This is a genomic window from Saccharomonospora iraqiensis subsp. iraqiensis (genome assembly GCF_000430445.1).
In the GTDB taxonomy this organism is placed as follows: Bacteria; Actinomycetota; Actinomycetes; order Mycobacteriales; family Pseudonocardiaceae; genus Saccharomonospora; species Saccharomonospora iraqiensis.
The window spans coordinates 1-2,190 of sequence record NZ_KE387051.1 but is presented as its reverse complement, the minus strand read 5'-3'; the positions used below and the strand labels follow the sequence as shown (position 1 = coordinate 2,190).

Genomic DNA, 2,190 nt, shown 5'->3' with positions numbered 1-2,190 from the left:
GCGCGGGCGCGAGCACCTCGCCCGCCGACGCGAACGCCTCCGCGGTGGCCTCGGCCGTCAGGCGCACGATCTCGGCGGCGAGTTCGGCGGGGCGGTACCGCTGGTACGCCCGGTCGTCGATCGTCAGCCCGGTCAACACGGACCGCACCCCGACGGTGGCCGTCACCGAGCCGTCCGCGCTGCTCGCCGACGCCCGTACGGAGGCCAGTTCCCGTTGCGCGGCGATGAGCCGCTCCCTGCTGCGACGGTAGTCCGCGAGTGCCTGTTCCACCCGCGCCTGGTGCTCGGTCACGGCCCTCTCCCCGACGTCGAAGGTCTCTCGTGGACAGCGGCAGGCACCCGTCGGACGCCGGCCGAGCCCGTGCGGTTCCGTCCCGCCCGGCCCCCGTCCCGGCCCCGCCGCGCGGGGTCGGGAGAGGTGGCCACGGTTCACCCGGCGAGCGCGCGCACCACCCGGGAGGGGCTGGGTCTGCCGAGCCGGTCCGCCATCCACACGCTCGCCTCGACCAGGGTGGCCAGGTCGACCCCGTGCCGCACGCCGAGACCGTCCAGCATCCACACCAGGTCCTCGGTGGCGAGGTTCCCCGTCGCCGACTCCGCGTACGGGCAGCCGCCGAGCCCGCCCGCCGACGAGTCGACCGTGCGCACGCCCCGGCGCAGGGCCGCGAGCGTGTTCGCCAGCGCCTGACCGTAGGTGTCGTGGAAGTGGACGGCGAGCGCGTCGGGGTCCACGCCCTCCGCGGCGAAGGCGTCGAGCAGCGCCTCCACGCTGCCCGCCGTGGCGACGCCGACGGTGTCGCCGAGGGAGAGCTGGGTGCAGCCGAGGTCGAGCAGCCGTTTGCCCGCCCGGACCACCTGGGCGGGCGGCACCGGCCCCTCCCACGGGTCCCCGAAGCACATGGACAGGTACCCGCGCACGTCGAGGCCCTCCGCGCGGGCCTTCGCCACCACCGGCTCGAACATCGCGAACTGCTCGTCCAGCCCCGAGTTGAGGTTGCGCCGGGCGAACGTCTCGGTGGCGCTGGCGAACACGGCGATGTGCCCCACCCCGGCGGCCAGCGCCCGCTCCAGCCCGCGCCGGTTCGGCACGAGCACGGGGTAACGCACGCCCGGGTGCGGGGCGAGCCGCTCCAGCAGCGTCTCGGCGTCGGCGAGCTGCGGTACCCACTCCGGGCGCACGAAGCTGGTCGCCTCCACCGTGGTCAGTCCGGCCCGGGCCAGCCGGTCGAGGAACTCCAGCTTCACCTCCACCGGCACCACCGCGGACTCGTTCTGCAGTCCGTCGCGCGGGCCGACCTCCCAGATCGTCACCCGCTCCGGCAGGCCCTCCGCGGTGGGCAGCCGCTCCGGCAGGCCCAGTTCACGCACGCCCATGCCACTCCTCACGCCCGTCGGCGGGGTCGGCGGGCCGGTAGTCGTCGTAGGGATTGTCGTTGACCTGCCGGTAGATCCGGCTGTGCATCCGCTCGACGTCGGGGATGTCGCCGAAGGTCAACGGCTCGTCCGAGGCGGACTCGATGATCAGGGTGCCGCAGCCGAAGATCCGGTCCACGAGCCCGTGCTCGAACCGCACACTGTTGATCCGGGCCATCGGGATGTCGATGCCGGTGCGCTTGAGCACGCCCTCCCGCGTGATCACCCGGTCGGTGGTCACGATGAAGTGGGTCGTGCGCCACCGCACGAACGGGGTGAGGAACAGCCACGTCACCAGCCAGGCGGCCACGACGCCGAGCGCGATCAGCGACGCCATGTCCCACGGCGGGTCGAGACCGACGGCCAGGGTCGCCAGCCAGCTCCCCACCCCGACGGTGGCCAGCAGGGCCAGCACGGGGAGGATCAGCATCTTGACGTGCGGGTGGCGGTGGGCCACCACGTGCTCACCGTCACTCAGCAGTTCGTCCGGGTAGGCCACTCGTCAACACCCCCGCCACACCGTGTTCGGCCGTGCGGTCACCGTACCGCCCACGGTGACGCTTCACCCGTAAGCGGGCCGGAGATGCACCACATCGGCCGCGAAGACCGTCCTCCGGCGGCCGCCGCCCGCGTCGACCACCAGCGCCCCGGTGGGGTCGACGTCCACGGCCGTGCCGGTCCACGGTGCGGCCCCGGACACCTCGACCCGAACCGGCTGCCCCAGCGTCACGCAGCGGTCCCGGTACCCGTCCAGCAACCCGGCGGCGGCCAGGTCGC

At 73.9% G+C, this 2,190-nt stretch carries 3 protein-coding genes and 1 pseudogene; all 4 read right to left on the bottom strand.

The features are described from left to right. The coding region (locus ACTIR_RS21575) for a YbaB/EbfC family nucleoid-associated protein (protein ID WP_052583704.1) at positions 1–292 on the bottom strand (292 nt) is incomplete at its 3' end. A gap of 137 nt (positions 293–429) precedes the next feature. Continuing rightward, positions 430–1,374 (bottom strand): hydroxymethylglutaryl-CoA lyase, encoded by a 945-nt coding sequence (locus ACTIR_RS0103795; RefSeq protein WP_026453273.1) that lies wholly within the window; start codon positions 1,372–1,374, stop codon positions 430–432. Beyond that, entirely contained in the window at positions 1,361–1,912 is a 552-nt protein-coding gene (locus ACTIR_RS0103790) for a PH domain-containing protein (protein ID WP_026453272.1), read from the bottom strand. The genes ACTIR_RS0103795 and ACTIR_RS0103790 overlap by 14 nt, the downstream gene beginning before the upstream one ends. A gap of 63 nt (positions 1,913–1,975) precedes the next feature. After that, positions 1,976–2,190 (bottom strand): annotated as a pseudogene (locus ACTIR_RS21570) (biotin--[acetyl-CoA-carboxylase] ligase); the annotation flags it as partial.